Genomic DNA, 26,407 nt, shown 5'->3' on the forward strand with positions numbered 1-26,407 from the left:
GGGCGGGTTACTGGTTCTGGCCACCCAGGACGAAGAGGAGGTAGACGAAGAAGGCGAAGAGGTGACCCACGAAGAGGTACGCGATCAGACGGATGATCAGGCCGCGCGGGAACTTGGACTCGAAGCGGGCCCGGATCGACGTGGGCGCGGGTGCGGGCGCCGGCGTGGTCGTGCTCGACGTCGCGGTCGCGGGCTGCTCGGCTCGGGACATGGGTACGGCTCCTCGGCTATCGGTGGTGCGTGGTGGTGGGCGTGCTCGTGGGCGTGGGCGTGGTGGTGCCGCCGAGGCACAGCCCGGCCAGGCTGCTCTGCAGCAGGGTGTGGACGAAGAGCAGGTCGGCCCCGCCCGCCGAAGCCGCGCCGATCCGGTGCGGGGTGAGCGAGTCGAAGTGCGCGCTGTCCCCCGGCTCCAGCAGGTGCTCGGCCTCGCCCAGGTGCAGCCGCAGCCGTCCTTGCAGGACGTACAGCCACTCCTCGCCGGGATGTACGCGGACCAGCTCGCCCTGGCTGCGGCCGTGCGGCACGTGCACGCGCAGCGCTTGCATCCCGCGCCCGGAGCCGCCCGCCTGCCAGTACGTCCAGCCGTCGGCCTCGCGGGCACCCGGACCGCCGGCCCGTACGATGGGATCCGCGACGGCGGGGGTCTCGCCGAGCAGCTCGGATACGGTCGTACCGTAGGTGCGGGCGAGTCCGAGCAGGAGCGGCAGCGAGGGCTGGCGCCGACCGGTCTCCAGCCGGGACAGGTGGGCGGGCGAGAGCCGGGCCCGCGTGGCCGCGGCCTCCAGGGTGAGTCCGGCACGGCGGCGCAGCTCGCGCAGCTGCGGTGCCACGGCGGGGAGCTCGTCCGCCGGTTCGTCGGTGCCGGCCACGCCCTCGGGGCCGGTGTCGGGTCCGGGTGTCATACCCCGATTGAGCCAGATTGTTGCCTGCCTGGCAAACCTCCTTGCCTCTGAGGCAAACCATCGGCGGGGCGGCCCTTCCCTCACCTGTTCGGGGGCGCGATCACGGGCGAACGCGTGACCACGGTTGCGCGCGCTCCGCGGCGGTACAGGCTGGGAGGCACCGCACCAGGTGACCTACGGCGAGGGACGATGATCGTATCGATGATGTCCATGCCGGAGGGCACCGTGACGCGCGGCCACGTGTCGGAGGCACGCGAGCGCCTGGCCACGGCCCGCTTCCTGTTCGTGGACGTGGAACTGCCCGAGGAGGGCGCTTCCGACGAACCCCCGCTCGCCCACCTGCTCGGCCTGGAGGCCGAGGACGTGGCGTGGCTCGGCCGGAAGGAGGAGTCCGCCCGGGCGGACATCGTCGGGGACAGCGGGGCGTTCGTCCTGCCCGCGGTCGACACGGACCGGGTCGTCCACGTCCACGCCCTGGTGACCGATCGGTACCTCCTCACGGTGCACCGGGGGCCGGCCCCCCTGATCGGGGACGTCACCGCCCGGTTCCCCCGGGAGAGCCCGCCGGACTCCGTCGCCATGCTGTTCCTGCTGCTGGACGAGGCGATGGAGACCTACCGCCGGGCCGCCGTCCAGGCGCTGCTGGAGGTGGAGGACCTGGAGGACGCCATGTTCCGTCGGCGCGAGCCCGAGCAGCTCTACCGCCTGGCCCGGCTGCGGCGCACCGCGGCCCTGCTGCACCACACCCTCCTCCCGTACCACCGGGTGGCGGAGGAGACGGTCACGCGCCGGGTGATGAACCGTGGCTTCCAGCAGCAGCGCCGGCAGCTCGTCCGCGAGTACCGGCGCACCGCGAATCTGGTGCTCACGGACATCGAGTCCCTCCAGGAGTCCGCCCGGCGGGCCTTCGGCAGCTACTCCTCCCTGGTGTCGGGCGACCAGAACGGCGTGATCAACCGCCTGGCGGTGGTGTCGACGATCTTCCTGCCGCTGACCTTCCTGACGGGGTTCTTCGGCATGAACTTCGCCTACCTGACGGACGAGCTGGAGAGCAGCGCCGTCTTCTGGCTGCTCGCCGTGGGCCTCCAGGTGGTCTTCCTGCTCGCGGCCCTCTACGTGCTGCACCGCACCCGTCTGTGGCGCATGCTGCGCGAGGACGACAGCGACCCCGACGACGCGTAGGACTTCGGCGGCGGGGCCCGCCTACATCGCGCGCACCGCCAGGACCGTGTCCACCGTGTCCGCCTCCGCCGCCGTCTTGTCCGGGCGGTGGCGCACGACCCGCGCGAAGCGCAGGGCCACCCCCGCCGGGTAGCGCGAGGAGCGTTGCAGGCCGTCGTACGCGATCTCGACGACCAGTTCCGGGCGGACCCGGACGGTGAAGCCGTCGTCCTCGACCGCCAGCTCGTGCAGCCGCTCGGTCTGCCAACGCAGCATCTCGTCGGTCAGCCCTTTGAAGGTCTTGCCGAGCATGGCGTACGTCCCGTCGGCCCTACGCGCCCCCAGGTGCAGGTTCGACAGCAGTCCGGTGCGTCGACCGTGACCCCGTTCGGCGGCGAGGACGACCAGGTCCAGGGTGTGCACCGGTTTGACCTTGAGCCAGTGCTTGCCGCGCCGCCCGGCCGCGTAGGACGAGTCCATCCCCTTGACCACGACCCCTTCATGGCCGCGACGCAGGGTCTCGGCCCAGAACTCCTCGGCCTCGGCCGCCTGCCCCTCCGGGTCCTCGACGGCGAGGCGGCCGACCCGCGCGTGCTCGGGCACGAGCGCGGCCAGGGCCGCGTACCGCTCGCGCACCGGACGGTCGAGAAGGACCTCGTCGCCCGCCACCAGGACGTCGAAGAAGTAGGGGAGGACCGGAAGCGTCCGCCGGGCGGCCTCGACGTCGACCCGGGATCCGACGCGGCTCGCGATCTCCTGGAACGGGACCGGGCGGCCGTCCGCCGCCCGGCCGATGACCTCACCGTCGAGGATGAACCGCTCCCCCGGCAGCGACCGGGCCAGCTCCGCCACCTCCGGCAGCCGCCCGGTGATCTCGTCCAGGGAGCGCGTGTACACCCGTACGTCGTCCCCGTCCCGGTGGACCTGGACGCGGATCCCGTCCAGCTTCTCCTCCACCGCGCAGGGCCCGAGCACGGCCAGCGCCTCGGCGACCGACTTGGCCGTGCCCGCCAGCATCGGCTGGACGGGCTGCCCCACGCGCAGGGTGACCGTGCGCAGCGCCTGCGGCCCCTCGGCCAGTACGGCGGTCGCCACCCGGGACAGAGAGCCGTCCAGCATCACCGCCCGGCGCAGGTCGGCGGCGGGCACCCCGGCGGCCGTGGCCACGCCTTCCAAGGCCACCGCGTCGAGCGCGCCCTGGCGTACCTCTCCGGACAGCAGGCTGCGCAGAAACCTCTGCTCGGCCTCGGTGGCACGGCCCAGCAGGCCGGCGAGGACGGCGCCGCGCCGCTCCACCGACCCGGCGCCCCGGGTGGTGGCGAGTTCCGCCACCGCCGCGTCGACGTCGAGGACGGTCAGGGTGGGCTCGGCCGCCGGTGCGGTCTCCCGACCCAGCGTGCGCCACCCGATGCCGGGGCGGCCTTGTGGGAGGCGCCCGGAGAGGTACGCGATGACCAGGCCGGCCTCCTGCGCGGGCGCGGCGGCGAACAGCTCGGCGAGCAGGGCGGTCTTGCGGGAGCGGGAAGAGGTCTCGGCGACCTCGCGGGACACGCGTGCGACCTCGGCCAACAGCATGCGGCCATCCTCCCGCCCCCGGACGCGGCGCGCAGGTCGGGCGGCGCGGGGCGCCGTCACGCGCCCGTGACGATCGGCGGACGTTCTCGTGAGGATCGGCCGCCAGCCTCGTACGTAGGGGCAAAAGCCACATAGCAACCAAACGCCCCTTCCGATCCCACCCCCACTCCCTGGAGAACTCTCATGATCCGCACCTCCCGCAAGCAGCGTTTCGCGATGGTCGCCGTGTCGGGCGCGTTCGTCGCGGGAGGCGTACTGCTGCCCGGGACGGCCTTCGCCGCTCCGCACGCTTCGGAGACGGCTTCGACCGCCGCCCACCAGGCCGGGCACGAGAAGAGCGGTCATCGGAACCAGGGCGACAAGGACCACCGTGGCGAGCGGAAGGGCCACCACGACAAGAAGGACCAGCACGGGAAGAAGGGCAAGGTCCGGGACGTCGACAACATGCCGGGCTGCAAGTTCTACCAGGGCAAGGTCTACTGCGAGCACCAGCCGAACCCGGCACCGAACCCCGCCCCGGCACCGAAGCCGGACCCGGCCAAGGCGGAGAAGGACAATCCCGACCACGTGCCGAACGTCTAGGAGACCGCGCCCGGCCCCGGGCGTACCGCAGGCGCGGTACGCCCGGGGCTCCGCCTAGTCCCTGAGAAGGTGGGCGGTTCCGCCTGTGGGTGCTCGGAGCCCGGCGAACGGGCCCTTAGGGTGCCCGTATGAAGCTCCGAATGCCCCGGCGTCGCCGAGACCGTCTGCTCGCGGGCGCCGCCGCGCTCGCGGTCGTGGCGGGGGCCGGCACCTGGACGGCCGCGTCCGCGACCGGTGACGAACCCGCCGTGCACCGCCAGGACCAGGTCATGACCATGCCCGGCGCCGGGATCGACACCTCCTATTTCACCGCGGGCGACAGCGGGGAAAAACGTCCCGCCGTACTCCTCGGACACGGTTTCGGCGGCAGCAAGGACGACGTCCGCGAGCAGGCCGAACGCCTCGCCCGGGACGGGTACGCCGTCCTGACCTGGTCGGCGCGCGGCTTCGGGCGCTCCGAGGGCCGGATCGGCCTGAACGATCCCGCGTACGAGGTCAAGGACGTCTCCCGGCTCATCGACTGGCTCGCCGCCCGGCCCGAGGTGAAGCTCGACGCCGCCGGCGATCCGCGCGTCGGTGTCTCCGGGGCCTCCTACGGGGGCGCGATCTCGCTGCTCGCCGCCGGTCACGACGCGCGGGTCGACGCGATCGCCCCGCAGATCACCTACTGGAACCTCGCGGACTCCCTCTTCCCGAACGGCGTCTTCAAGAAGCTCTGGTCCGGCATCTTCTTCACCAGCGGCTCGACCGACGGGATGCAGCAGGCCCCGCGCGGACAGCGCCCCGACGCCACGGCCGCGCCCGGCTGCGGACGCTTCCAGCCCGAGCTCTGCGCGATGTACGAACGGGTCGCGGTGGCGGGCAAGCCCGATGCCGAGGCCCGCGCCCTGCTGGAACAGCGCAGTCCGTCGGCCGTCGGCGACCGGATCAAGGTGCCGACCCTGATCGTCCAGGGCCAGGACGACTCCCTCTTCCCGCTGGACCAGGCCGATGCCATGGCCAAGGCCATCGCGGCGAACGGCGCGCCCGTGTCCGTGGACTGGGCGGCCGGTGGCCACGACGGCGGGATGCGCGAGGCCGACCGGACCGAGGCCCGGGTGGCCTCCTGGTTCGACCGCCACCTCAAGGGGGACGAGGGCGCCGACACCGGCCCGGCGTTCCGGGTCACCCGCTCCGGGGGCATCGACTCCACCGACGGCGAGGTCACCCTGCGGGGTGCGACCGGTGCCCGGTACCCCGGGCTGGAAGCCGGCCCGAGGGAGTTCGCCCTCACCGGACCCGAGCAGACCTTCGCCAATCCGGCGGGCGGCGCACCCCCCGCCCTGTCCTCGCTGCCGGGCATCGGCGGGCAGCTGGCCGCCTTCGGGGCCGGGCTCTCGCTGGACTTCCCCGGCCAGAACGCCCGGTTCGAGTCGGCGCCACTGACCGGTGACGTCACGATCACCGGCACCCCGACCCTCACCCTGAAGGTGAGGTCGACAGCTGCCGACGGTTCGGCCGTTCTGTTCGGCAAGGTCTACGACGTGGGGCCCGACGGTCGACAGCAGGTGCTGCCGAGCCAGCTGGTCGCTCCGGTCCGGGTGGAGAACGCGCAGGAGGGCACGACCGTGCGCCTGCGGCTTCCCGCGATCGACCACGAGGTCGCGGCCGGACACCGGCTCCGGCTGGTGGTCGCCGCGACCGACCTGGGCTACGCGACCCCGGCCGCGCCGGCCACCTACACCGTCGCCGTGGAGGGCCCGCTGACCGTGCCCGTCGCGGCCCAGGTGCGGACCGCCTCGGCCGGAACGCCCGCCTGGACCTGGTGGCTGCCGCTCGGCGCGGTGGCCCTGGCCGCGGCGCTGCTCGGGATCCGGCGGCCCGGCCGCGGCTCCTCGGGTCCGGGATCAGGCACTCCGCAGCCGGACCCCGCACTGGCCGACGTACCCCTGGAGATCACCGGACTGACGAAGCGGTACGCGAAGGCGCAGGACCGGTACGCGGTGCGGGACCTGTCCTTCCGCGTCGAGAAGGGGCAGGTGCTGGGACTGCTCGGGCCCAACGGCGCCGGGAAGACCACCACCCTGCGGATGCTGATGGGGCTGATCTCCCCGGACGCCGGGGAGATCCGGGTGTTCGGGCACGCGGTACGGGCCGGGGCGCCCGTGCTCTCCCGGGTCGGGGCCTTCGTGGAGGGTGCCGGGTTCCTCCCGCACCTGACGGGCCGCGCCAACCTGGAGCTGTACTGGCAGGCCACCGGCCGCCCGGCCGAGGACTCGCACATGGCGGAGGCCCTGGAGATCGCCGGGCTCGGCGACGCGCTGGAGCGCGCGGTCCGCACGTACTCGCAGGGCATGCGCCAGCGCCTCGCGATCGCCCAGGCCATGCTCGGGATGCCGGACCTGCTGATCCTCGACGAGCCGACGAACGGTCTGGACCCGCCGCAGATCCGGGAGATGCGGGACGTGATGATCCGCTACGCCGCGGGCGGCCGGACCGTCATCGTCTCCAGCCACCTGCTGTCGGAGGTGGAACAGTCCTGTACGCACCTGGTGGTCATGGACCGTGGGCAGCGGGTCGCGGCAGGCGAGGTCGCCGAGATCACCGGTGGCGGGGACACCCTGCTGGTGACCCTGGCGGAGCCGGTGGACGAGGTGAGCGTCGAGAAGGTGGCGGCGCTGGAGGGAGTGGGTTCCGTGGTGGCCGCCGACGACGGGCTGCTCGTACGGCTCGAAGGCGCGACGCCCGCGGGCCTGATCGCCGAACTCGTACGGCTGGAGGTGCCGGTCAGCGGAGTGGGGCCGCACCGGCGACTGGAGGACGCGTTCCTCACCCTGATCGGAGGTGCGGCGTGAGTACGGCGACGACGGTGCGGGAGGTGGCTCCGGGCTACCGGGCGAGCCGTACGCTCCCGCTGCGCGTGGAGGCGCTGCGGCAGTGGCGCCGGCGGCGGACGCTGGTGATGGCCGGGGTGCTGGCCGCACTCCCGTTCATCCTGATGATCGCGTTCGCGGTGGGCGGCGGGCCGGGCAGCCGGAACGGTGGCAACGGCCGCGTCACCCTGATCGACACGGCCACGGCCTCGGGGGCGAACTTCGCCGCGACCTGCCTGTTCGTCTCGGCCGGTTTCCTGCTGGTGGTGCCGGTGGCCCTGTTCTGCGGGGACACCGTGGCCTCGGAGGCGAGCTGGTCCTCGCTGCGCTACCTGCTCGCCTCGCCGGTGCCGCGGGCGCGGCTGCTGTGGAGCAAGCTCGTGGTGGCCCTGGGCTTCAGCCTGGCGGCGATGGTGCTGCTGCCGGTGGTGGCACTGGCTGCGGGTACGGCCGCGTACGGGTGGGGGCCGCTGAAGCTTCCGACGGGCGGGGCGCTGGCGGCCGCGGACACCGTGCCGCGGCTCGCGCTGGTGGTGGCCTTCATCTTCGTGTCCCAGCTGGTGACGGCAGGTCTGGCGTTCTGGCTGTCGACCCGGACGGACGCACCGCTGGGCGCGGTGGGCGGGGCGGTCGGCCTGACGATCGTCGGGAACGTGCTGGACGCGGTGACGGCGCTCGGCTCGTGGCGTGAGTTCCTGCCGGCGCACTGGCAGTTCGCGTGGGCGGACGCCCTGCAGCCGCAGCTGGAGTGGGGCGGGATGGTCAAGGGGGCTGTGGTGTCGGCGTCGTATGCGCTGGTGCTGTTCGCGCTCGCCTTCCGCAGCTTCTCCCGCAAGGACATCGTGTCCTGAATCCGCGCGGGCGGCCCGCGCGGCCGGCCCGCAGCCCACGGCCCACGGCTCACGGCCCACGGACTCAGGACACGATGTGTCCCGGGCCATGGGCCGTGAGCCGTCCGTGGCGATGCGGCCGGACGTCCTGACGGGCGCGCCGGCCTGAGACGTCACTCGGGCTTGCCCGCCCCCGGGATCGCGTCGATCGCGGCGAGCAGCTCGGCGTCCAGCGGACGGTCGGCGACGGCCGCGTTGGCGCGTACCTGCTCGGGCGAGGTGGCTCCCGCGATGACGGAGGCGCAGCCGGGCTGGGCGGAGAGCCAGCCGATGGCGAGTTCGAGGACGGTCCGGTCGTGCTTCTCGGCGAGCGCGGCCAGCGCTTCGACGACGTCGAGGCGTGCCTCGGTGAGGTACGCGTCGCGGCCTTCGAGGCGGGAACCGGCCGGTACGGGAGCACCCCGGCGGATCTTGCCGGTCAGCAGGCCGTTGGCGAGCGGGAAGTACGGGAGCACGCCGACCCCGTAGTGGAGGGCCGCCGGGACCAGCTCGCGCTCGACCGACCGCTCCAGCAGCGACCACTCGTTCTGCGCCGACACGAAGGGGACCGAGCCGGTCTCGCGGGCGATGTGAGCGGCTTCGGCGAGCTGCCAGCCGGAGAGGTTGGAGTGGCCGATGTATCGGATCTTGCCCTCGGCGACGAGCTCGGTGAGCGCGGCCAGGGTCTCGGCCATCGGGGTGGCCGGGTCGGGGCTGTGCAGCTGGAAGAGGTCGATGTGGTCGGTGTCGAGGCGGCGCAGGGACTCCTCGACGGCCCGCCGGATGTAGGCGCGGCCACCTCGGGAGCCCGCGGCGGGCCCGTACTTCATGTCCACGCCGTCGTAGCCGAACTTGGTGGCGAGGACGACCTGGTCGCGACGACCCTTGAGGGCCTGCCCGAGATGGACCTCGGAGCCGCCGGCGCCCCCGTAGATGTCGGCGGTGTCCAGAAGGGTGATGCCCGCGTCCAGAGCCGCGTCGACGACGGCACGGGTGGCCTGGGCATCCAGTCGGCCGCCGAAGTTGTTGCAGCCGAGGCCGACGGCGGAGACCTGCAGTCCCGAACTGCCCAGCGGGAGATGGCGCATGCGTTTCGTTCCTCCGACTCTACGGGTGAATGATCGACCGACCGGTCAGTCTAGGTCGCCGGACCGGGCGCGGGACCGGAATCTGCAAGCCCGGTACACCCCTACAGGAGGCGGACGGCGCCCGGGGACGGGGACGCCGTCGTGAGGCGGGGCGGTGTGAGGTTCGCGCGGAGGAAGGCGTTCGTCACCGCCCGGGTCACCGCCGGCTCGGCGTCCGCGTCGATCAGGGACAGCGCCGAACCGCCGAAGCCGCCGCCGGTCATGCGGGAGCCGTACGCGCCCGCGGCGTTCGCCGTGGAGACCGCCAGGTCCAGCTCGGGGCAGGACACCTCGTAGTCGTCGCGCAGCGAGAGGTGGCCTTCGGTGAGCAGTGGGCCCGCCTCGCGCAGCCGGCCCGCGCGCAGCAGCTCCTCGATGCGCAGGACCCGTTCGTTCTCGGTCACCACGTGCCGGACCCGTTTGCGGCCGACCGGGTCCGCGAGGCGCGGAAGAGCCTGTTCCAGCTCTTCGTACCCGAGGTCGCGCAGGGTGGGCAGGCCCAAGGCCTCGGCCGCCCGGTGGCAGGAGGCCCGGCGCTGGGCGTAGGCCCCGTCGGCGAGTGCGTGCTTGACCCGGGTGTCGATGACGAGGAGGCGCAGGCCGGCCGCCGCGCAGTCGAAGGGGATGTGGTGCTGGTCGAGGCTGCGGGTGTCCAGGTGGAGGGCGTGTCCCTCGGTCGCGCAGGCCGAGGCTGTCTGGTCCATGATCCCGCAGGGGACGCCGACGTACGCGTTCTCGGCGCGCCGGGCGAGTGCGGCCAGTTCGGGTCGGGTGAGCGGGACCCCGTACAGGTCGGTGAGGGCGAGCGCGGTGGCCACCTCCAGGGCGGCGGAGGAGGACAGGCCGGCGCCGGTGGGTACGTCGGACCGTACGTGCAGATCGGCGCCGCCGACCGGAAGTCCGGCCTCCAGCAGGGCCCATGCGACCCCGGCGGGGTACGCGGCCCAGCTCGCGGCACCCTGTGGAGGGCGCTGCGGATCGAGAGCGGCGAGGTCGAGGGTGACGGCGCCCGAGGGGGCGTCGGCGGAGTGGACCCGCAGGATCCGGTCGGTGCGGCGGGCGGCGGCCACCTCGGTGCGCTGCGGGAGGGCGAAGGGCAGCACAAAGCCGTCGTTGTAGTCGGTGTGCTCGCCGATCAGGTTGACCCGGCCCGGGGCCGCCCAGACCCCTTCGGGCAGATATCCGTAGAGCTGCCGGAAGCCGTCCTGCGCCGACCCGCCGGGTGCGTGGGCCTCGCCGAATGCGTGGGACCCGCCGGATCCGCCGGGTTCGATGGATCCGCTCACGCGCTCGCCACCTCCCGCAGCCGCGCGGCCGCGTCCTCGGGCCGGACGTCGTTCATGTAGGCCTCCATGCCGGACTCGGTCCCGGCCAGGTACTTGAGCTTGTCGGCGGTCCGGCGGATCGTGAAGAGCTCCAGGTGGAGCGCGAAGTCCGCCCGGCCCTCGCCCGTCGGGGCCTGGTGCCAGGCGGAGATGTACGGGGTCGGCTCGGGTCGGTCGAAGAGCCGGTCGAAGCGGCGCAGCAGCTCCAGGTAGACCCGCGGGAACTCGGCGCGGGCGGCGTCGCCGAGGGCGGGCAGGTCGGGGACCCGGTGGCGGGGGTAGAGGTGGACCTCGTACGGCCAGCGCGCCGCGTAGGGCACGAAGGCGGTCCAGTGTTCCGTTTCGAGGACGAGGCGGGTGCCGTCGGCGCGCTCGGCGGCCAGGACCTCCTCGAAGAGGTTGCCGCCGGTGCGCTCGCGGTGGGCTGCGACGCCGGCGAGCATCCGGGTGGTGCGTGGGGTGACGAAGGGGAAGGCGTAGATCTGGCCGTGCGGGTGGGCGAGGGTGACGCCGATCTCGGTGCCTCGGTTCTCGAAGCAGTAGACCTGTCGGACACCCTCGCGGGCGGAGAGTTCGACGGTGCGGTCGCTCCAGGCGGCGAGCACGAGCGCGGCGCGCTCCTCGTCGAGCTCGGCGAAGGAGGTCAGGTGGTCGGGGGTGAAGCAGATGACCTCGCAGCGGCCGGTGTCGCCGGCGAGCGAGGGGAAGCGGTTCTCGAAGACGGCCACCTCGTAGTCGGGGGCCGGAATCTCGCTCGCGCGTCCTTCGGTGGAGGGGCACAGCGGGCAGGCGTCGGCGGGCGGGTGGTAGGTACGGCCCTGTCGGTGGGCGGCGATGACGACCGGGTCGCCGAGCAGCGGATCGCGCCGTACCTCCGGGCCGGGCGCGGTGTCCGGCGCTTCGAGGGGCCGGGTGTCGGGGACGGTACGGGCGCCGGCGCCGTCCCCGGTGGCGTAGTAGAGGATCTCGCGGCCGTCGGCGAGGCGGTTGCTCGTGCGCTTCACGGGAGGAACTCTCTCACTGGGCGGTGACGACCGTGGTGCGGCCGAGGTCGGGCCGAACGCGCACCGGCGGTGTGGTGCCGGTGCGCTCCGGTTTCGAGAACAATGATCGCGTTCTCGTCCGCCGCCGTGGGCCCGAGGTGCTCCCCGGGGGATCAGTCCTCGTAGTCGTACTTCACGCCGATGCCCAGGGTGCCCTGGGTCGGCAGGATCCCGGCGCCGACGATGTCGAGGACCGGCGGCAGGAGCAGGTCCGCGAGGCGTGCCACGTCCTGCGGGGTCAGTGCCGACCACGGCTCCGAGGCGAGTTCGTCGGTGAGCTTCTCCACGGCGGTGCGCAGCGCCAGCCCGGATTCGGTGGCCGAGCCGTCCTCGGCCAGCAGGCCCCGGGAGTCGAGCCGCTCGCGCGCGGCGTCCCACTCGTCGGCCGACCAGCGGCGGCTCTCGAACCATTGCGCCGGGGCGGCTCCGACACCTGACTGCAGGACCAGGGACTCGACCGGGTCGAGGTGGTGGGCCTGGAGGGCGACGAGGTGGCCGTCCCCGCGGTGCTCGCGCAGGATCGTCGCCGCGTGCCAGAGCACGGCGTGCGGTGCGGTCGGCCAGGGCAGGGCGGCGTTGGCGGCGGCCAGCGGACGCCCGCCCGTGCCGGCGGCCTCGGCGGCGCGCCGGGCGAGGTGTGCGGCCTCGGCCAGGTCCGGGGAGGCGGTGCGCTCGCCGAGCAGGCCGCGCAAGGAGCGGTCGGCGGCGACGGCGCGGGCCTCCAGGACCCGGGCGGGCTCCGCGGTGCGCCAGGACTCGGCGAGGTACTGGTCCACCATGCGGGGGCTGAGGCTGTAGAAGAGGGAGGTGACGAGCCCCGGTCCGGCCGGACCGAGCGGTGCGGCCCGGTAGGCGAAGTACATCGGCCACCGGTCGTCGGTGGCGTAGCCGAGCGCGGCCGCCTCCTCGTAGGCCTCGGGTGTGAAGTAGACGACGGCGTGGACGGGTTCGAGCAGTTGCCACAACTGCCGTACGGTGCCCGGTCGGTGTGTGCCGGCGTATGTCATCTCGTGGTCCCCCCGGAGTCGATTGATTGCCGACCCTACAGGGGCCGTGGTGCGCGGCGCCGAGGGCCGTCGGTGGGTGCCGCCTCGTGTGCGGGCCGGTTCCGGGCAGCCGGTGGAAGCGTGGGCCCGAGCATCACATAACGTGCCTCGCATGGATCAGCAGTACATGGCCGGCCGCGCCGGGGACGGCGAAGGCGCGGGCAGGCGGTGGTTCCTCGGGATCGCGACGGGGGCGGCCACCGCCGCGGGACTCGGGGCCGTGGCCGGTTGCACGAACGGTGAACGCGACGGCGGATCCGGGACACGGCCCGCGGCGGTGTCGCAGTCCGCCGCGCCCGGCGGGAAGCCGTCCCCGGCCGGCACACCGGGTCTCGACGTCAAGGCCGAGAACGCCCTGCCGGGCCATGCCGACTGGCCCGTGGGCAAGGCCGGCCCGGCGCGGGCCGTCGAGGGGTTCGCGGACAAGGTCAGCGTCCTGCCCGGCGAGTCCTTCGGGCTGCACGTGTCGACGACCGCGCCCCGGTTCACCGTCTCCGCCTACCGGATGGGCTGGTACGGCGGAGCCCGCGCGCGTCTGGTGTGGCGCTCCGAGGCCCTGCCCGGAGCCCGGCAGCCGGAGCCGACGGTGGACGCCGGGACCAGGACGGTCCGCACGCGGTGGGCCCGTAGCGCCACGGTCGAGACGAAGGACTGGCCGGAGGGCTGCTACCTGCTACGGCTGGACGCGCAGGGCGGTGAGGGTCGGCGTTACGTCCCCCTCACCGTCCGCTCAGCGACCACCGTCGGCCGCACCGTCGTGGTCAACGCGGTGGCCACCTGGCAGGCGTACAACCGGTGGGGCGGCTACGGCAGCTACGACGGCCCCCACGGCGGATTCGCCTCCCGCTCCCTCGCCGTGAGCTTCGACCGCCCGTACGAGTACGACGACGGCGCGGGCCTGTTCCTGGTGTACGAGGCTCCGCTGATCGCGCTGGCCGAGCGACTCGGCATACCCCTCGCCTACACGACCACCACCGACGTGGCACGGGAGAAGCGGCTCCTGGAGGGCGCGGCGGCGGTGCTCTCGCTCGGACACGACGAGTACTGGTCACCGGAGCAGCGGGCGCATTTCGCGGCCGCCCGCGACGCCGGCACCAACATCGCGATCCTGGGCGCGAACTGCTGCTACCGCCGGATCCGCCTGGAGGCCTCCGACCTCGGGCCGGACCGGACGCTGGTCTGCTACAAGTCCTCCTACGCGCAGGACCCGGCCTTCAAGCGGGGCCAACCGGCGACGGTGGACTTCCGTTCGGCGCCCGGCGCGGATCCGGAGAGCTCGCTGCTCGGCGTGATCTACGACGGCTATCCGGTGGACGCCCCGTACGTGGTGACCAACCCCGGGCACTGGCTCTTCGAGGGCACCGGCGCGCGGGCGGGCGACCGCTTCGAGCATCTGGTGGGGGTCGAGTACGACAAGGTCTCCCTCGATTTCCCCACGCCGCGGCCGATCGAGATCCTGGCCCACTCCCCCGTGGTGTGCGAAGGGCGGCCCAGCCACCAGGACACGGCCTACTACACGGTGCCGAGCGGGGCGGGGGTGTTCGCGACGGGGACGATGCGGTGGGTGGAGGCCCTGGACGCGACGGGCGACGGGCGCGGCGGACGCAACCACGGTCTGGACGCGCGCTCGGGGGCGCTGACCACCCGGGTGACGGAGAACCTCCTGCGGGTGTTCGCGGCGGGTCCGGCCGGCCGGACCCATCCGGCACAGGACAACGTCAAGGCCGTGTACGGGAGTTCGTGAGCCGAGGCATCGGTGGCGGACGGCGGGCGGAGCGGTGGACTTCACCCGAAGGCGGTGTCTAGGATCGTGATCACGGCATCGCGTGTCGGTCACCGACCGGGTGAGGCATGGAGGTGCCGTGACGTGCCTTTCGGAGGCATCCACCCATGTCCGTCCAGCTGAACCACACGATCGTCCACTCCCGTGACAACCGGGAGTCCGCCACCTTCCTCGCCCACGTCCTCGGCCTGGAGGTCGGGACCGAGTGGGGACCCTTCGTCCCCGTCGAGACCGCGAACGGCGTCACCCTGGACTTCGCGACCGTCCCGGCCGAGTCCATCACCGTGCAGCACTACGCGTTCCTCCTCTCCGAGGAGGAGTTCGACGTGGCGTTCGCGAAGATCCGGTCGGCGCGGGTCCCGTACTTCGCCGATCCCCACGGCCGGCACCCCGGCGAGATCAACCACAACGACGGGGGCCGCGGGGTGTACTTCACGGACCCGAACGGTCACGGGATGGAGATCATCACGCGCCCGTACGGCTACCAGGAGCCCGAGGCCGAGTAGCCCCGGCCGAGTAGCCCGACCGGGCAGGCGGGCGGTGAGGCATGGGTCCTCCACTCAGCCCTCACCGCCGCCGACCTCGCAGACCTGGGCCCGTCACCCCGCGTCGACTCCAAGAGCCGGAGCCGGAGCCGGAGGTCCAGAGATCGCAACCGGCCCTTCTCCGGAGGCCGAGGGCGAACGACAGCCCTGGAACGAACAGTTCAGCGGCCGGCGGCCCGCCGCAGGAACTGGCGAGGATCTTGCGGTCCTTCCGGTGGGCGTTCGTCCGGTCGAGACCCGGAGCGCAGGGACCGGAGCCTGCGCGTGCGGATCGCCGTCGCCGGCACACGAGGCGCTGCAGCCCGGCCGACAGCGCCGTCGCGCGACACCGTTCAGGAGTTCCGAGGTCGCCGTTGCCGACCTCGCCGCGGGCCATATGCCAGAGGCAGGCGAACGCTCCCGCTCCGTGTACCGATGCCGGGCTCGCCCACCTTGATGACTGAATACCGCCCTATCGGACAGTGTGGCCGATTTTGCAGCCACGCTGTTGTCACCGGGTCGGCAGCGGGCAATGCTCGCTTCTCGTAGCAAGACATGGCCACCTCGTGCGTGCGCGGCGGCTCCGGCCTGATCATCGGCTCGCCGCGTTCCCCTCCACCGTGCCGCTCTCCCGCATGCCCTGCATGCGCACATTCCACTCCAGAAGGAGTTCTCGATCCACATGTACAAACGCTCGGGGTTTCTCGCCCTCACCACGGTGGGTGTCGTCATGTGCACCGCCGGTCTCGCGCCCTCGGTCAGCCAGGCGGTCGGCAGCGCCGCCGACGGGGGTGGGTCCTACGCCGAAACGCACGGCCTGACCACGGATGACATCAGGCATATCAACGCGGTGAACGAAAAGGCTCTGAACTCAGGTCGGCCGGGCCATCCGACGGGATTACCGCCGAGCGCCGGCGAGTCCCCCGGGACCTCCGCGACGGCCGACGACCGGGTGACACCTCCCGCCGAACCGCTCGGCAGCCTGCCCGACGCGTACCGGGCCCGCGGGGACAGGGCCGCCACCGGTATCAGCAATTACATACGCAAGTGGCAGCAGACCTACAGTCACCGCGACGGCCGACCTCAGCAGATGACCGAGGCGCAGCGAGAGCAGTTGTCCTACGGATGCGTCGGCGTCACCTGGGTCAATTCGGGCCCCTACCCGACGAACAAACTGGCCTTCGCGTCCTTCGACGAGGACCGGTACAAGGACGCTCTGGAGAACACCGGCCCACGACCGGGCGAGACGCGTGCCGAGTTCGAGGGACGCGTCGCCAAGCAGAGCTTCGACGAGACGAAGGGGTTCGACCGGGCTCGTGATGTCGCGTCCGTCATGAACAAGGCCTTGGAGAACGCCCACGACGAGGGCACCTATCTCAGCAACCTCAAGGCGGAACTCACGAAGAAGAACGACGCCCTGTCCGAAGAGGGCAGCCGTTCGAACTTCTACTCAGCCCTGAGGAACACGCCTTCCTTCAAGGAAAGGAACGGGGGCAACCACGACCCGTCCATGATGAAGGCGGTCATCTACTCGAAGCACTTCTGGAGCGGACAGGACCCCAGGGCCTCCTCCGACAAGCGGAAGTACGGTGACCCTGAGGCTTTCCGACCCGACCGGAACACAGGGCTGGTCGACATGTCGAAGGACAGGAACACCTCACGGAGCCCCGCCGCGCCCGGCGAGAGCTACGTCAACTTCGACTACGGCTGGTTCGGGGACCAGAAAGAAGCAAACCCCGACAACACCATATGGACCCACGCCAATCACTATCACTCGCCCGGCGGCGCCATGGGACCCATGCAGGTGTATGAGAGCAAGTTCCGCAGCTGGGCCGGCGGCTACACGGACTTCGACCGCGGAACCTACATCGTCACCTTCATACCCAAGAGCTGGAACACCGCCCCCGCCAAGGTGAAGCAGGGCTGGCCGTAGCATCCCGCCCCTCACCACACGGAGCGGGGCGACCCGTCGATGACGCACGGCGGACCGCACGGTGGTGCCCGGGGGCGTGAGAGCTCCCGGGCACCCTCCGAAGGCTCAGCGGGTGGTGGAGCCGAGACACCGTGGGCCGTGCCATGGCATCGGGACAGTGGGTGGCGACGGGACGCGAGTTCAAGCGCATGTGTCCCGGATCACTCAACCTCACCGCCGGTCCAGGTCGTCGAGAGGGTGAGCTCAGAGGAGGGGACATGCAAAGTGCTGTCGGTGACGCGGAATTCGCCGAGTTCACACGGGCCCGCTGGGGGCCTCTCGTGCGCTTCGCGTACGGGCTGACGTTGGACGTCGGACGCGCGGAAGACCTCACACAGGAGGCATTGGTCCGCTTCTGGCGCATGCGCGGCAGGGTGGCGGTCGAGCGGCCCGAGGCCTACGTCCGCCGCACGCTCGTCAACCTGGCCGTGACGGCGGGTCGGCGTCGCTGGTGGAGCGAGCGGGTCCTCGGGCGTGTCCCGGACATCGCGAGTCATCCGGAGTCCGATCCCGGCCACGGCAGTGCCCAGCGCGACGAACTGCGCCGGGCGCTGGCGCGGTTGCCCGCGCGTCAGCGCGTGGTCGTGGTGCTGCGCTACGTCGAGGACCTGTCGGAACGCCAGGTCGCGGAACTGCTCGGATGCTCGATCGGCAGCGTCAAGTCCCAAGCGTCGCGCGGACTTTCGGCGCTTCGCGGCTCGGCCGCGCTCCAGGCGGCCCCTGAAGCGGTATCCGATTTTCGTCTGGCCCGAGGGGAGGCCGCGCGATGAGCGGCATGAACGGTGCGGAGCGGGTGTTGAAGGAATCGATCGACGAGGTCATCGACGGGTACCGGCCGACGGGTGATCCGTTCGACCGCGTCGAGACGGCCGTCCGTCGCCGTCGGCGCAGGAACCGGGCCATGGTGGGTGCGTCGCTCGCCGCCCTGGCAGCGACGTCGGTCGGCATCGTGGTCGCGCTGCCGGGCGGCGGCGGGCAGCCGTCCGAGGGGCCGGCGGCTTCCTCCGTCGAGTCACCGATCGTGGAGCTGCCGGGCTACGAGACGGTGCCCGGCACGGTCTACCGGGTCGCGCGCGGGACGCACGCCGGGGTCGAATGGCAGGTGGGTTCGGCCGAGGGCCGGCAGGGCCAGGCATGCCTGGTCTCTCGGAACACGCTGATCGGAATCGCCGCGTGCTTCCCCACCGGGGACGCCGCGGTCCATTGGGCCGCGGCATCGTCGAGCAGCGCGGGAAGGACGGCCGACGAGCCGTTCACGGTCGTCGGGGTCGCCCCGCCAGGTGCGACACGGGTCAAGGTGGTGCTCCCCAACGGTTCCGGACCGGAGGCGGAGACCGTCGTGACCCCGACCGCGCCCGACACGCGCTTCTTCGCCGTACTCGTCCCGGCGAGCATCCGTCAGCAGGTTCAGGTGCAGGCCTTCGACGCGGCGGGCAGCCCCTTGGGGGCATCCGTGGCGGCCGACGGAAAACAGCAGTTCAGGGACCGTACGCCGCCGTGGTGCCGGACCGGCGGCGAACACCCTTCGGACGGCCCGGACACGACGACCGCCCCCGACCCGGACCCGAACCTCATTCCCGGAGCCCCGTGCGGAACGCCCTCTTCGGCTCTGGGCCGGCCGGTTGCGCCCTCGTCGGCGCCGACCTCTTCGGGTACGGCCCGGTGACGGGGAGAGGTCGGCGACGATCGCGTCGGCCGATCTCGTAGCACCGACGGGTGCACGGTACGGACAAGGCCCCGCGCTCGTCCGCCGTCCGGCGGGGTACGGCGCGGTCGGGTGGGGGTGCGGTGGGCGTCAGGGGGTGTGGGTGAGGGTGTCGTCGAGCCAGTCGTAGATGCGGGCGTTGGCGAGACGCATGGCGCCGGGGTGGCAGTGGGCTCCGGCGCCTTCCTCCGCGGTGAAGAGCATGAGGGTCTTGGGGCAGGTGAGGTGGTCGTAGAGCTGCTCGGGCTGGCCCTGGAAGAACATGTCCTCCTCGGCGTCGCAGACGAGGGTGGGGCATTGGATCCGCTCGGCGATCCCGCCGGCGAGGGTGTAGTCGAGGTAGGAGGCGTTGAAGGCGCGGGGGGTGTCGACCCCCATGACGTACATGCCGTGGTTGAGCGCCCAGCGGGCGATCGGGTCCTTTTCCATGATCTGGTCGATGGCGGCGTCGAGTTCCGGGGCGGAGTCCGCCCGCAGGAGGCGTTCGGCTTCCTCGCGGTCACCGGGGATGTTGCGGACGGAGGTCTGACCGAGGTCGTAGAGGCCGTCGACGGCTATCAGCGCGGCCAGCCGGTGTTCGAACGCGGCGGCCCGGGGGGCGAGGACTCCGCCCATGCTGAGGCCGACCAGTGCGATGCGGCTGTTGTCGACCTCCGGGATCGTCTCCGCGAAGTCGATCACCGGGGTGATGACGTTCTCCCAGTCCGGGCGGAAGACGAGGCCCTGGTGGTGACGCGGTCCGGGCATGCCGGGGCCGTCGAAGGCGAGCACGGTGTAGCCCCGCTCGACGGCGGCCATCGCCCCGAAGAAGTGCAGCTCCTCGGCGGTGCCGTCGAAGCCGTTGTGCATGATCAGCGTCGGCCGGGGGGTGCCCGAGTCGTCGACCCGGTAGAGGTAGCCGGGCAGCGTGGTGTTCTCGTACGGGATCAGGACCGGCTCGATGCGCGGGTCGGCGTAGAGGGCCGCGGCGGCCCTGAAGCACTCCACGGAGCGGTCGTAGGCGTGGTCGTGGCGCGGGTCGCAGTCCTTGCCGTGCAGGAAGAACTCCGCCGACCGGTAGTAGTTCGAGGCTCGCAGGAACCCGTCACGGGCGCTGACCCGGTGACCGGCCGCCAGGGCCTTCCGGGCCTCCGCCGACACCCGGCCGGCGGTCGCGAACCACTCGGTGTACCAGCTGTCGTAGTCGCCCTCGGTGATCCGCGCGGCGGTGGAGACGACCTCGCCGAAGTCGGCGCCGCCGTAGGCGATGTGGCTCATCGAGCGCAGGGTCTCGTACCAGAACTGGGTGTTGTTCGGGAACAGCAGCTGCTTCATGGCGGTCTCCTCCGGTCGGAACGACAAGCACAGATATGTGCTTGCGAGATCGACTGTAGGACCTCGCCCCATCAGAAGCAAATATCTGTGCTTAAGATGAAGGCGTGACTCGGAAACAACCGGACGCGCGCGTCCGAAGAAGCCCTGAACAGGTCCGCGCAGCCGTCCACCAAGCGGTCCTCGACCTCCTCTCGGCGCCGGAGGGCGAGGACCTGACCATCCCCGCGATCGCGCAACGCGCGGGCGTCAACCACACCAGCCTCTACCGGCGCTGGGGCGGCCTCGACGCGCTGCTGGCCGACACGGTGACCACCCGCCTGGAGCGCGACTCCCCGCTGAAGGACACCGGCAGCCTGCGCGGCGACCTCATCGCCTGGGCCGAAGCCAGCACCGCGAGCATGGACACGCCCGAGGGGCACGCCCTCGTACGCGCCGTCGTCCTGTCCATGCCGAGAAGCACGCAGGAGCGGAGCGAGCGCGCCCCGCACTTCCGGCGCCGCATGCGTTCCATCGAGCAGATCCGTGAGCGGGCCATGGCCCGGGGCGAGCACCCGCCGCCGCTGGAGCAGATCCTCGACCAGCTGGTCGCGCCCTTCTACATCCGGGCCATCTTCGGCATCGGCGTGCCGGCCACCGGCTACCCACAACTCCTCGTGGACAGACTTCTCGGCAGCGCCGGCGGACCCCCGCCCACTTCTCGGTGAGCTCCGCGGCGATGCGGGTCGGCTGCGCGCCTCACGCCCCTGTCGCGGTCATCCGCTCCATGACGGCGACCGGCAGCACCGGGTTCCGGGCCGCGACCTCCGCCGTCCCCTCGTCACCGAGCAGCTCGAAGAGGAGGGGTACCGGCACCCGTGGGTGCCGCGCCGCCATCGCCCGTACGCCGCTGTCCGGGTCGTCGAGCAGCCGTACCACCGAGTCCGGCGAGAGCCGGGGGTCGGTGGCGGCGCGCAGCCGTACTTCGGCGTCCTCGTCCCCGCTGAACCGTTCCACCAGGTCGGCCGTCGAGTCCGGATCGTCCAGGGCCAGTTGCCGCAGCCGCGGATGCGGGTCGTCGGCGTACCGGAGCAGGTCGCGCCGCGGGAAGTTCGGGTGCCCGTAGGGTCGGTCGGGGGTGGAGTAGCTCCCGTTCCACCACTGCCACACCTCCAGCAGCAGGTCCGCCGGAGCGTCCTCGCAGCGCTCGGCGAGGAAGAGCCGTACGACCCGGTCCTCGTCCCGGGCCAGCCGTGCCACGACGTCCGGCGGCAGTCGCCGGGCTGTGGCGACACTGCTGCGCAGCAGGAGGTGCGCGGATGCCGCGAGTCGGCGCATGGCCTCCTCGTCCTCGTGCAGCGCCTCCACCCACGCGATCGTCCGCCGGATCGTCCGGGGGTCGATGTCCACCGGTACGGTGGCCCGCCGCTCCTCCGCCAGCTCGGGGCGGGTGGACACGGCGAGTCGTACGTCACCGTCGGGATCGGCGGCGAGTACGTCGACCAGGTCGGGCTCCAGGTAGGGATTGCCGGCCAGGATCCGACGCAGCCAGGGGTCCGGGTCCGCGCAGAGCCGTCGGACGAGGTCCGGGGCAAGCCGGTAGCTCCCGGCGAGGTGGCGGTTCCCGGCGGCATCGAAGAACTCGGCCGTGAGCGGTACCTCCTCGTGCCGGGCGAGGGTGAGGGCGCTCCGCACGGCGGGATCGGGATCGGCCGCGAGCCGGGCCCGGGCCGCCTCGTCGAGGTCACGCCGGCCGGCCTCGCACGCCGCGGCCCGCACCCCCGGGAGCGGGTCGGCCAGCAGAGCGAGGCGCAGCGGGAGGGGCAGGGCCGGCATCCGGGCCAGTTCCTCCCGGACCGGGCCGAAGGGGTCCGCGGCCAGCGTCTCGTACGCCTCCCGCGTCAGCCCCTGCCCGGACAGGGCCGCGACCTCCAGGAAGAGTTGGCGCCGCGCACCGCCGGTCTCGCCGAGCACCAGGCGCGACCACTGGGCGGCGGAGAGCCGGAGGCAGGCGGGCACCTCGGTGAGCCGGCCGCGCACCCGCCGGTCGGGGTGGTCGACCGCGGCATCGACCACGGCCGGCGACAGGTCGCGCCGTGCCAGGAGATAGGGGGCCGCGTCCGGGTGGTCGAGCAGCCGGATCAGGACGCGGTCCGGTGCGGCCGCGTTGAAAACCAACCCCCGCAACCAGGCCTGTCGAAGCCGCGGCGCGGCCTGCGGCCCCCAGTCCCGATCCGGCCGACGCCCGTCGAAGCCTCGTGCGTCTGTCCCCATCCGAGGAAGGGTAGACGATCTCGGATCTCGGCATGGTCGCGGAGCGATCGACCTCCCCGGGGAACAGCGACGCCCGGCCGGGAGACGTGCTCCCGGCCGGGCGTCCCGACAGGCGTGCTGTCGGTGTCGCAGGGGCGGCAGGATTCGAACCTGCGGCCTTCGGTTTTGGAGACCGGCGCTCTGACCAGCTGAGCTACACCCCTTCGGTGGGACCAACCATGGCACGAACGCGCCCGGAGATCCAATCAATTCATACCTCGACCGGGTGAGAGTTCCTCCGTCACCGCTCCTCTCCGATCCGGGGGTGGCGGAACCTCGGGCCGCGGAGGATCGTGGGTGGGGGGAACCGTGGAGCGGGAGGTTCCGTCATGCCCCGAAGCCGACGAGCCCGGCGCCTGCGGGGCTCGCTCCTGGCGTTCGCGCTCCTCGTACCCGCCCTGCTGGGCGCGGCCCCGGGCGGCTCGGGCGAGACGATCTCCCTCGCCGGCAGCGAGCCCGGACTCCGGCTCGACGTCACGTTGACGCGGGTGGTCGACCCGGCCGCCCCCGCGGGTCAGGAGCCCGCCGGGAACGAGCGGCTCGTCGCGACACGCTTCCGCCTGGAGAACACCGGAACCGCTGTCTACCGGGACTCCCCCGCATCGGCCGCGCACCTGCTGACCACGACCGGACACCGGTTCAGCGGAGAGGACATCCCCACCACCGCGGGGCCGGCCTTCCCCGAGACGGTCACGCTCGACCCCGGCGGCACGGTGGAGGGATTCGTCGCCTTCCGGCTGCCGCGGGATTCCGACCCGGCCGCGGTCCAGTTCGCCCTCGACGCCGGCCTCGCCGACGACGTCGGCCATTGGAGCCTGCCGCTGTCTTGACTACGAGCCCTCGGAATCGCCCGCCACGTGCTCACGAACCCGGGAAGTCGACGACGGACAGGGCGAGGGGCAGCTCGTCGGTGCGGGACTGCGCCTCGGGCAGCCTGCCCTGCAGGAAGGTGCCGCTCAGGTAGTCGTCGGTGACCACCCAGGCCGAGTAGGGGATCCGGCCCTGGTAGGTGAAGCGGTCGATGACGTAGGGGACGGCGTCGGCCTCCAGCACTGACGGGTCATTCATCAGCTGGAAATGCAGGTGAGGGGCATTGGAGTTGCCGGTGTTGCCCAGTTCCGCGATCTTCTGGCCCTTCTTGATCTTGTCTCCCGGCTCGACCAGGAGACTGCCTTTGATCAGATGCGCGTACATCGCCCAGACGCCGCCGCCGAGGTCCTGGATGACGTGGTTGCCGTCCACGTTCTTGACGGTGATCTTCGGGCCGAGGACCGGGTCGTTGGCGGGCAGGATGCCGGGGGTGCCTGCCTCGACCGTGTCGAGCGTCGAGCTCACGGTGCCGTCGGCAACCGCGTACACCGCCTCGCCGTAGTCGGCGTAACTCTCGTTCTTCGTCTTGTCACCGCTGTAGAGCGTGCCCTCGTCGGTGAGTTTCATCCAGTCGATGGCGAAGCGCTGGAAGTTGGCCAGCTTCCCGTTCACCGAGTTGAGCGAGGGGCGGTGTGGCCCGCCGGTGCCGCAGCAGCCGTTCACGGCGACCCAGTCGTCCCCCTTCAGCGGGGGTGCGATGACCCGCGGTGTGCCGGCGGAGATGTCGAATGGCGCGGCGAGGTAGCTGATCGGGCTCGGCTTGGTGGCCGGGGGCACGGCCTGCCCTGTGAGGAACAGCCGGTGCATGACCTCGGCGGGCGCCTGGTCCAGAGAGTCGAATGTCAGGTCCACCATCAGGGCTCGGGACTGGCCGGGGGGCATGACGGTGTCGGTGGCGTTCGACGAGGGCAGCATCCGCAGCAGATTGCAGGCTCCGTACTCGCAGTCGGGATCGACCAGCTCGCGGCTGGAGAGGGTGGCGACGACGGTGTCAGGTCGTCCGGCGTCGACCACCTGCACCTGGGTGAGCGTGGCCGGAAGCCGCGAGGCGTTGGTCAACTGCAAGTCGTAGGAGACGTGGTACTTCTGGTCCGAGCCCAGCCAGGGGAACGTCGGATCGCTGATCGGTGTAACAACCACGGGGGTGAAGGCGTCCGGCACGCTCACGGCGGGCCGTGCACCGGCCGAGACGGCCGGCTCACCCGGGTATGAGGACGCTCCTGCCGCAGAGGTACCCCCCGCGAGGAGCAGCACCGCGACCAGCGCCGCGGAGAGCGTCATCGGGCGCTTTCGCCGCCCTCCAGGGTGCGGCAGCGTCCGTTGTCCTCGGCGTGCTTCTCCCGACGCCGACCGCTCGGTGATCCCGTTCGAGTCCGCACAGGAGCGTTGTACGTGCATCACTCCACCTCGCATGGCCAGGCGGCGGGGCGCCGCCTTCGTCGAACGGCTGGATGCCGCGCCGGCGAGCTGCTGGGGGCGGTCCGCGCGGAACGTGCGGGTTCGGTCCGATCGGACCGAACCTGCGGAGAGCTGCCAGGAGAACAGGACGGGATGGAACCGGCTCCGCTGCCTGGCGGTTCGACGTAGGGAGCGGCGAGCCCCTGCGCAGGGACGACCGTCGCGCTTGCGCAGGCCTGATCGATTCTCTCAATCCTGACATGACTCCGATACGGGCGCCAACCGCATGATTCTCATGCGGAAGGTTGCCGTACACGGCCGGAAAGGGAGCAGGCGCACTCAGGGTCTCAACCGACGCCTCCGGCCGACCGGCCCCTTGCGGGGAGGTGCTTCTGGCTCGGCGCCGAACGGACAGGCACCCGCGTCCGCCCGGACGGCCAGGCCATAGGGGACTCCGCGGTCGGCGAGCCCGGCCCTGAAGTGGGCCGGTCGGCCAACCCCGCTCGCAGGCCGCCTCCTTCGCATGTACCCCCTCACACCGGAGCGAGTTTCGGCCGCCCCCTTGACCACCCTGGTCCAGACCAATAGTTTCCGGCATGCACAGCGCACGCGCACACGCCCCGCTCCCCGCATCCGCAAAGGAAGCCCATGCGCCGCAGCATGCTCGGCAGGCTGGCCGTCGCCGCCTGCTCCCTCTCCCTGCTGACCGCCTTCGCGCCCGCCGCCGTCGCGCAGGCCGACGGCGGCGGCCACGATCGTTCGTACAAGAAGGTCGGCTACTTCACCCAATGGGGCGTCTACGGGCGGGACTTCCAGGTCCAGGACCTGGAGGCGAACGGCTCCGCCGGCAAGCTCACCCACATCAACTACGCCTTCGGCAACGTCAGTCCGCAAGGCCGGTGCTTCACCGGTAACGTTCCCGGCGAGGCCGACGCATGGGCCGACTACGTACGGCCGCTCGACGCGGCGAACTCCGTCGACGGGGTGGCCGACACCGGCGAGCAGCCGCTCGCCGGCAACTTCAACCAGCTGCGCGAGCTCAAGGCCAAGCACCCCGGCCTGAAGGTGCTGATCTCGCTCGGCGGCTGGAGCTGGTCCACGCACTTCTCGGACGCCGCGCTCACACCGGCCTCCCGCAAGGCCTTCGTCGAGTCCTGCATCGACCTCTACATCAAGGGCAATCTGCCGCAGGACGGCGCCCGCGGCGGCGCCGGGGCGGCCGCCGGCGTGTTCGACGGGATCGACCTCGACTGGGAATGGCCCGGCTCCGCGGGTGACACCGACACGAAGTACCGCCCCGAGGACAAACAGAACTTCACGGCGCTCGTCAAGGAATTCCGCACCCAGCTCGACGCGTACGCGCGGAGCCAGAAGCGGAAGACCACGTACGAGCTCAGTGCCTTCGTCCCGACCGCCCCCGCCAAGATCGACGCGGGCTTCGACGTCCGTCGGATCATGCGCGACCTCGACTTCGTGACCCTCCAGGGCTACGACTTCCACGTCTCGGGCGAGCCGAGGACCGCCCAGCAGTCCGCGCTCCGCGCCCGGGGCGACTTCAGCGTCGACGGCACGGTGGACGCCTGGCTCCGGCGCGGCGCCCCCGCGCACAAGCTCGTGATGGGCATGCCGTTCTACGGCCAGGGCTGGACCGGCGTCAGTGGGGGCGGGGACGGCATGGGGCAGCCGGCCACGGGCCCGGCGCCGGCCACCTGGGCCGCCGGGTACGAGGACTACAAGGAGCTGCGGAAGTTGGCCGCGTCCGGCACCTACACGATCCACCGGGACCGGCGCGGCGGCCACGCCTGGCTCTTCGACGGCACCACCCTGTGGACGTACGACGACCCCCAGGTGCTCCGCGCCAAGACCGGGTACATCCGTGAACACGGCCTCGGGGGCGCGATGTTCTGGTCGCTCGACGCGGACACCTCGGACGGCGAGCTGATGACGGCCGTCGACCGGGGCCTGCGCGGCCGCTGACCCCGGCCGCGGGGGCCCCCCCCCCCCCCCCCCCCCCCCCCCCCCCCCCCCCCCCCCCCCCCCCCCCCCCCCACAACCCCCCCCCCCCCCCCC

At 72.1% G+C, this 26,407-nt stretch carries 22 protein-coding genes and 1 tRNA gene; 12 read left to right on the plus strand and 11 right to left on the minus strand.

The features are described from left to right. Positions 1–7: 7 nt before the first annotated feature. Together ACGFYY_RS08440 and ACGFYY_RS08445 are read right to left on the minus strand one after the other, a co-directional pair. Positions 8–211 carry a DUF6126 family protein gene (locus tag ACGFYY_RS08440; protein ID WP_393707710.1) on the minus strand — a complete coding sequence of 68 codons (204 nt, stop codon included), beginning with the start codon at positions 209–211 and terminating at the stop codon, positions 8–10. Between the two features lie 16 nt (positions 212–227). Continuing rightward, positions 228–902, minus strand: a complete 675-nt coding sequence (locus tag ACGFYY_RS08445) for a helix-turn-helix domain-containing protein (RefSeq protein WP_393707711.1) — start codon at positions 900–902, stop codon at positions 228–230. A gap of 201 nt (positions 903–1,103) precedes the next feature. On the opposite strand from ACGFYY_RS08445, the gene ACGFYY_RS08450 reads away from it, so the two are divergent. After that, a complete protein-coding gene (locus tag ACGFYY_RS08450) occupies positions 1,104–2,084 on the plus strand; it encodes a CorA family divalent cation transporter (protein ID WP_393707712.1) in 981 nt (326 codons plus the stop codon). 21 nt (positions 2,085–2,105) lie between these two features. On the opposite strand, the gene ACGFYY_RS08455 is transcribed toward ACGFYY_RS08450, so the two are convergent. Then, complete coding sequence (locus ACGFYY_RS08455; protein WP_393707713.1) at positions 2,106–3,638, minus strand: ATP-dependent DNA ligase; 1,533 nt, start codon at positions 3,636–3,638, stop codon at positions 2,106–2,108. A 183-nt stretch (positions 3,639–3,821) separates the two neighbouring features. Here ACGFYY_RS08455 and ACGFYY_RS08460 point away from each other — a divergent pair, with 183 nt between their 5' ends. The 3 genes from ACGFYY_RS08460 (at position 3,822) to ACGFYY_RS08470 (ending at position 7,923) form a co-directional block, all read left to right on the plus strand. Continuing rightward, a complete protein-coding gene (locus ACGFYY_RS08460; RefSeq protein ID WP_393707714.1) occupies positions 3,822–4,220 on the plus strand; it encodes a hypothetical protein in 399 nt (132 codons plus the stop codon). Positions 4,221–4,348: 128 nt separating this feature from the next. Beyond that, entirely contained in the window at positions 4,349–7,054 is a 2,706-nt protein-coding gene (locus ACGFYY_RS08465) for an alpha/beta fold hydrolase (protein ID WP_393707715.1), read from the plus strand. Further along, a complete protein-coding gene (locus tag ACGFYY_RS08470) occupies positions 7,051–7,923 on the plus strand; it encodes an ABC transporter permease (protein WP_393707716.1) in 873 nt (290 codons plus the stop codon). Before ACGFYY_RS08465 ends, ACGFYY_RS08470 begins: the two co-directional genes overlap by 4 nt. A 152-nt stretch (positions 7,924–8,075) precedes the next feature. On the opposite strand, the gene ACGFYY_RS08475 is transcribed toward ACGFYY_RS08470, so the two are convergent. The 4 genes from ACGFYY_RS08475 to ACGFYY_RS08490 all read right to left on the minus strand — a co-directional run bounded on the left by ACGFYY_RS08475 (position 8,076) and on the right by ACGFYY_RS08490 (position 12,443). After that, the gene (locus ACGFYY_RS08475) at positions 8,076–9,029 is read right to left on the minus strand and encodes an aldo/keto reductase (protein ID WP_365272749.1); all 954 of its coding nucleotides are present in this window, start codon (positions 9,027–9,029) and stop codon (positions 8,076–8,078) included. 101 nt (positions 9,030–9,130) lie between these two features. After that, complete coding sequence (gene galK / locus ACGFYY_RS08480; protein ID WP_393707717.1) at positions 9,131–10,354, minus strand: galactokinase; 1,224 nt, start codon at positions 10,352–10,354, stop codon at positions 9,131–9,133. After that, on the minus strand, positions 10,351–11,397 hold the full coding sequence (galT, locus tag ACGFYY_RS08485; protein WP_393707718.1) for a galactose-1-phosphate uridylyltransferase: 1,047 nt from the start codon (positions 11,395–11,397) through the stop codon (positions 10,351–10,353). The genes galK and galT overlap by 4 nt, the downstream gene beginning before the upstream one ends. A gap of 152 nt (positions 11,398–11,549) precedes the next feature. Next, positions 11,550–12,443 carry a hypothetical protein gene (locus tag ACGFYY_RS08490; RefSeq protein WP_393707719.1) on the minus strand — a complete coding sequence of 298 codons (894 nt, stop codon included), beginning with the start codon at positions 12,441–12,443 and terminating at the stop codon, positions 11,550–11,552. Positions 12,444–12,594: 151 nt separating this feature from the next. Between ACGFYY_RS08490 and ACGFYY_RS08495 the strand changes: the two genes are divergently transcribed. From ACGFYY_RS08495 to ACGFYY_RS08515, 5 genes are all read left to right on the plus strand, one after another. Continuing rightward, positions 12,595–14,226 (plus strand): N,N-dimethylformamidase beta subunit family domain-containing protein, encoded by a 1,632-nt coding sequence (locus tag ACGFYY_RS08495; RefSeq protein WP_393707720.1) that lies wholly within the window; start codon positions 12,595–12,597, stop codon positions 14,224–14,226. A gap of 146 nt (positions 14,227–14,372) precedes the next feature. Next, entirely contained in the window at positions 14,373–14,771 is a 399-nt protein-coding gene (locus tag ACGFYY_RS08500; protein WP_393707721.1) for a VOC family protein, read from the plus strand. Positions 14,772–15,471: 700 nt separating this feature from the next. After that, on the plus strand, positions 15,472–16,722 hold the full coding sequence (locus tag ACGFYY_RS08505) for a protein-glutamine gamma-glutamyltransferase (protein ID WP_393707722.1): 1,251 nt from the start codon (positions 15,472–15,474) through the stop codon (positions 16,720–16,722). Positions 16,723–16,979: 257 nt separating this feature from the next. After that, positions 16,980–17,531, plus strand: coding sequence for a SigE family RNA polymerase sigma factor (locus ACGFYY_RS08510; protein ID WP_393707723.1), 552 nt, complete (start codon positions 16,980–16,982; stop codon positions 17,529–17,531). Further along, entirely contained in the window at positions 17,528–18,427 is a 900-nt protein-coding gene (locus ACGFYY_RS08515; protein WP_365272773.1) for a hypothetical protein, read from the plus strand. Before ACGFYY_RS08510 ends, ACGFYY_RS08515 begins: the two co-directional genes overlap by 4 nt. 129 nt (positions 18,428–18,556) lie before the next feature. Here ACGFYY_RS08515 and ACGFYY_RS08520 read toward each other — a convergent pair whose 3' ends face one another. Next, positions 18,557–19,780 (minus strand): alpha/beta fold hydrolase, encoded by a 1,224-nt coding sequence (locus tag ACGFYY_RS08520; RefSeq protein ID WP_393707724.1) that lies wholly within the window; start codon positions 19,778–19,780, stop codon positions 18,557–18,559. A 104-nt stretch (positions 19,781–19,884) separates the two neighbouring features. Between ACGFYY_RS08520 and ACGFYY_RS08525 the strand changes: the two genes are divergently transcribed. Beyond that, the gene (locus ACGFYY_RS08525; protein WP_393707725.1) at positions 19,885–20,484 is read left to right on the plus strand and encodes a TetR/AcrR family transcriptional regulator C-terminal ligand-binding domain-containing protein; all 600 of its coding nucleotides are present in this window, start codon (positions 19,885–19,887) and stop codon (positions 20,482–20,484) included. A 31-nt stretch (positions 20,485–20,515) separates the two neighbouring features. Here ACGFYY_RS08525 and ACGFYY_RS08530 read toward each other — a convergent pair whose 3' ends face one another. Together ACGFYY_RS08530 and ACGFYY_RS08535 are read right to left on the minus strand one after the other, a co-directional pair. Continuing rightward, positions 20,516–22,030: a PE-PGRS family protein gene (locus ACGFYY_RS08530; RefSeq protein ID WP_393707726.1), complete on the minus strand. Its 1,515-nt coding sequence runs from the start codon at positions 22,028–22,030 to the stop codon at positions 20,516–20,518. 129 nt (positions 22,031–22,159) lie between these two features. Continuing rightward, positions 22,160–22,233 (minus strand) — tRNA-Trp (locus tag ACGFYY_RS08535). Between the two features lie 165 nt (positions 22,234–22,398). On the opposite strand from ACGFYY_RS08535, the gene ACGFYY_RS08540 reads away from it, so the two are divergent. Continuing rightward, entirely contained in the window at positions 22,399–22,899 is a 501-nt protein-coding gene (locus ACGFYY_RS08540; RefSeq protein WP_393707727.1) for a hypothetical protein, read from the plus strand. A gap of 31 nt (positions 22,900–22,930) precedes the next feature. On the opposite strand, the gene ACGFYY_RS08545 is transcribed toward ACGFYY_RS08540, so the two are convergent. Next, positions 22,931–24,220 (minus strand): M23 family metallopeptidase, encoded by a 1,290-nt coding sequence (locus ACGFYY_RS08545; RefSeq protein ID WP_393707728.1) that lies wholly within the window; start codon positions 24,218–24,220, stop codon positions 22,931–22,933. A 765-nt stretch (positions 24,221–24,985) separates the two neighbouring features. Between ACGFYY_RS08545 and ACGFYY_RS08550 the strand changes: the two genes are divergently transcribed. Beyond that, on the plus strand, positions 24,986–26,314 hold the full coding sequence (locus ACGFYY_RS08550; RefSeq protein ID WP_393707729.1) for a glycoside hydrolase family 18 protein: 1,329 nt from the start codon (positions 24,986–24,988) through the stop codon (positions 26,312–26,314). Positions 26,315–26,407: the final 93 nt, after the last annotated feature.

It is taken from the genome of Streptomyces sp. NPDC048331 (assembly GCF_043201215.1).
In the GTDB taxonomy this organism is placed as follows: Bacteria; Actinomycetota; Actinomycetes; order Streptomycetales; family Streptomycetaceae; genus Streptomyces.

What these genes read in the sequence shown, in the direction of transcription:
- ACGFYY_RS08475 (WP_365272749.1), bottom strand. Translation starts at nt 9,029, where the DNA reads ATGCGCCATCTCCCGCTGGGCAGTTCGGGACTGCAGGTCTCCGCCGTC.
- ACGFYY_RS08530 (WP_393707726.1), bottom strand. Translation starts at nt 22,030, where the DNA reads ATGGGGACAGACGCACGAGGCTTCGACGGGCGTCGGCCGGATCGGGAC.
- ACGFYY_RS08545 (WP_393707728.1), bottom strand. Translation starts at nt 24,220, where the DNA reads ATGACGCTCTCCGCGGCGCTGGTCGCGGTGCTGCTCCTCGCGGGGGGT.
- ACGFYY_RS08505 (WP_393707722.1), top strand. Translation starts at nt 15,472, where the DNA reads ATGTACAAACGCTCGGGGTTTCTCGCCCTCACCACGGTGGGTGTCGTC.
- ACGFYY_RS08450 (WP_393707712.1), top strand. Translation starts at nt 1,104, where the DNA reads ATGATGTCCATGCCGGAGGGCACCGTGACGCGCGGCCACGTGTCGGAG.
- ACGFYY_RS08510 (WP_393707723.1), top strand. Translation starts at nt 16,980, where the DNA reads ATGCAAAGTGCTGTCGGTGACGCGGAATTCGCCGAGTTCACACGGGCC.
- ACGFYY_RS08490 (WP_393707719.1), bottom strand. Translation starts at nt 12,443, where the DNA reads ATGACATACGCCGGCACACACCGACCGGGCACCGTACGGCAGTTGTGG.
- ACGFYY_RS08520 (WP_393707724.1), bottom strand. Translation starts at nt 19,780, where the DNA reads ATGAAGCAGCTGCTGTTCCCGAACAACACCCAGTTCTGGTACGAGACC.
- ACGFYY_RS08445 (WP_393707711.1), bottom strand. Translation starts at nt 902, where the DNA reads ATGACACCCGGACCCGACACCGGCCCCGAGGGCGTGGCCGGCACCGAC.
- ACGFYY_RS08550 (WP_393707729.1), top strand. Translation starts at nt 24,986, where the DNA reads ATGCGCCGCAGCATGCTCGGCAGGCTGGCCGTCGCCGCCTGCTCCCTC.
- ACGFYY_RS08500 (WP_393707721.1), top strand. Translation starts at nt 14,373, where the DNA reads ATGTCCGTCCAGCTGAACCACACGATCGTCCACTCCCGTGACAACCGG.
- ACGFYY_RS08495 (WP_393707720.1), top strand. Translation starts at nt 12,595, where the DNA reads ATGGATCAGCAGTACATGGCCGGCCGCGCCGGGGACGGCGAAGGCGCG.
- ACGFYY_RS08455 (WP_393707713.1), bottom strand. Translation starts at nt 3,638, where the DNA reads ATGCTGTTGGCCGAGGTCGCACGCGTGTCCCGCGAGGTCGCCGAGACC.
- ACGFYY_RS08440 (WP_393707710.1), bottom strand. Translation starts at nt 211, where the DNA reads ATGTCCCGAGCCGAGCAGCCCGCGACCGCGACGTCGAGCACGACCACG.
- ACGFYY_RS08465 (WP_393707715.1), top strand. Translation starts at nt 4,349, where the DNA reads ATGAAGCTCCGAATGCCCCGGCGTCGCCGAGACCGTCTGCTCGCGGGC.
- ACGFYY_RS08515 (WP_365272773.1), top strand. Translation starts at nt 17,528, where the DNA reads ATGAGCGGCATGAACGGTGCGGAGCGGGTGTTGAAGGAATCGATCGAC.
- ACGFYY_RS08460 (WP_393707714.1), top strand. Translation starts at nt 3,822, where the DNA reads ATGATCCGCACCTCCCGCAAGCAGCGTTTCGCGATGGTCGCCGTGTCG.
- ACGFYY_RS08540 (WP_393707727.1), top strand. Translation starts at nt 22,399, where the DNA reads ATGCCCCGAAGCCGACGAGCCCGGCGCCTGCGGGGCTCGCTCCTGGCG.